Annotated in this window: 3 protein-coding genes; 1 reads left to right on the top strand and 2 read right to left on the bottom strand. The window is 60.1% G+C overall.

Going from position 1 to position 2575, the window contains the following annotated elements; all coding sequences use genetic code 11:
• The first annotated feature begins 64 nt into the window (after positions 1 to 64).
• Positions 65 to 589: a GNAT family N-acetyltransferase gene (locus ACH2EH_RS26705; protein ID WP_395146492.1), complete on the top strand. Its 525-nt coding sequence runs from the start codon at positions 65 to 67 to the stop codon at positions 587 to 589.
• A gap of 144 nt (positions 590 to 733) precedes the next feature.
• On the opposite strand, the gene ACH2EH_RS26710 is transcribed toward ACH2EH_RS26705, so the two are convergent.
• Both ACH2EH_RS26710 and ACH2EH_RS26715 read right to left on the bottom strand, forming a co-directional pair.
• Positions 734 to 1699, bottom strand: a complete 966-nt coding sequence (locus ACH2EH_RS26710) for an endonuclease/exonuclease/phosphatase family protein (RefSeq protein ID WP_395146494.1) — start codon at positions 1697 to 1699, stop codon at positions 734 to 736.
• On the bottom strand, positions 1692 to 2575 hold an 884-nt coding region (locus tag ACH2EH_RS26715), incomplete at its 5' end, for an HD domain-containing protein (protein ID WP_395146496.1). The genes ACH2EH_RS26710 and ACH2EH_RS26715, both read right to left, overlap by 8 nt.

Genomic DNA, 2575 nt, shown 5'->3' on the forward strand with positions numbered 1-2575 from the left:
ACCCACGGCGGCACCCCGCTACACGTCCCCGATTTTCGAAATCCTACCGAGAAACCCCTGAGCTATGCCTGAACTTTCCCACCTGCGCATGCGCCGTGCGCAACTAACCGACCTCCCCTCACTCAACTTGCCCGAGGGTTTTGTTCTGCGCTCCATCACCGCCGCCGAGCTGACCGAGCTTGCCTGTCTGCTCTCTGCGGCGTTCCCGGAGCTGATCTGGACACCAAAGAAAACCCACGATGCGCTTTTTGCCGATCTGACGGTGAAAGAAACTCTGGTGCTGATCGAGGAAGCCACGGGCGTTTTTGCCGCCACGGCATCGGCGCGGCTCCAGTCCGAGCGTTTTCCTGGCGCGGGCTACCTGCACTGGGTCGGGGCGCACCAGAGCTTTCGCGGCAAGGGTCTTGGGCGGCTTATCACCCTGGCGGCTCTCCATAAATTCCGCGAGATGGGCTGCACCAGCGCGGTTTTAGAGACGCAGGACTTTCGGGTTCCTGCCCTTCATACCTATCTTAGGCTGGGCTTTGAACCGGAGCACTACGACGACACACACACACCGCGCTGGGAAGCGATAGTTCCGCCCCGATGAACTCGCTCCCATAAACGGGAGCGTCTTATTGTCCTCGTTCCTCGGACACAAAGGGCGTGCCGCCCATGCCGAGTAACGAGTTTATCGGTATGGCCCGAAGTGGCCTTCGTGTCGGAGCTTGCGACGTCAAAAAGACGCCCCGGTTCATCGGGGCGATACGAGGGGCGAAGGGAGCGCCAGCTCCAGAATCAGTGGCAGGTGATCCGAGCCCGTCGCGCTGCCTGCATGGCGGCTCAGAACCATAATTTCCTTCGAAACCAGGCAGTGGTCAATCGGAATACGGATCGGGAGCTGTTCCGGCCAAGTGAAGGCGATGCCACCGTCGCGCTCCGTGTCTCGCAAGCCCGAGTCGTGCTCTAGTTTTCGGAACAGATTGCTCCACGGCGTTGCATTGAGATCGCCCAACAATAGCTTCGGCCCCGGTTCGGCGGCTATCTGCTCCGCAACGGCGGCAAGCTGGCGTTTTTGCTCCGTCACCCACTTCGACCTCGCAGGTGGCCAAGGATGCGTGTAGAGCAGCGTCAGGGTTTGGTGACCCGGCAAGCTCACACGCGCCAGCACGGAGCAGCGCGCCCCGGCCCCAAGATAGAGCGCCTCGCCTGTCATTGGCAACTTGCTCCAGATGCCCAGCCCGAACCGATCCCCGAAATGATTGCGTACAAAATACGGATAGGTCTTCTTCAGAGGCTCCAGTGCCTTAAACCAGACCGGCGTCAGCTCCGCCAGCGCCACAATATCCGGGTTCTCGTCGGCGATTTGCTTCAAAGCCCGCTCGTATTGTGTATTGGTCACCAGCAAGTTGGCATGGAAAACTTTCAACCGCGTGGCGCTTGCAGGAATCGGCGCAGGCACCGGGCGGATCAAATACGGCCAGAGAGTCGCCAGGTTCGCCAGAAAGAAAAACAGCGCCACTCCCGCCCAGCGACGTTGCTTGCGCCAGAGAAACCAGCCAGCGAGTAGGGCGAACAGCCAAGTATAGACCACGCGGAAGTGAGAGAACAGATCAAGCCCCCAGCTCCAGCGGCCACAAAAGCCAAAAAGCGTCGCTACGCACAGCCCGCTCAGGAGCAAGCGCAGAGACGCTTCGACAAATCTTTGCTTTTTACTCACGCCGCCAGTCGCGGGGGAAAAAGTGCTTGATGAACTGCTCTCCGGCGTAGCGATCCGTCATTCCGGCGATATAGTCCATGACAATTAAAGCGCGGGTAGACGTCTCCATCGAGCTGTCGGCGCGGCCATCGGGGATCTGCTCGGGGAACTCCATGTAGAGGCGAAAAAGCTGCTTGAGAAGCGCGGTGCCCTTGGAAAGCTCCGCTTTGGCGGCACTCTTGTGGACATAGACATTGGCGAACATGAAGTCTTTCAGGCGGTTGGTGACGGAGAGAAACGGCTCGCCCATCGTGACATAGGGCTTGTCAATCGAGCACTCCACCACGTTTTGCACCATGGTTGAGATGCGCTCGCCATGCGTGCGCCCCAGCACTTCGTAGACCTCGCTCGGGATGTCCTGTGGACGGAGCACGCCCGCCCGAAACGCGTCGTCAATGTCGGCGTTGATGTAGGCCACTCTATCGCAGATACGCACACACATCGCCTCCAGCGGCGGGTCGTCCTCGCCCGGCGGCTCCGGCGCAGTGTTGTCAAAGAGATCGGCGCGGCCCTTGGAGTGCTTCACAATCCCCATCCGCACCTCGTGTGTCAGATTCAGCCCCTGGCCGTTTTTCTCTAAAACATCCACGACCCGCAGGCTCTGCTCAAAGTGCCGAAAGTGCATCCCCGGCGCGTACTCACGGACAACTTCATCGAGCGCCTGCTCGCCCTCGTGTCCAAACGGCGGATGCCCCAGATCATGGGCGAGTGCAATTGCCTCCGCTAAATCTTCGTTGAGCCGCAGCGCCCGCGCCACGGTCCGGCTGATCTGCGCCACTTCGAGCGTGTGCGTGAGGCGCGTTCGATAGTGGTCCTCTTCGGGATCGAGAAAGACCT

The organism is Armatimonas sp., assembly GCF_043760365.1.
GTDB lineage: Bacteria > Armatimonadota > Armatimonadia > Armatimonadales > Armatimonadaceae > Armatimonas.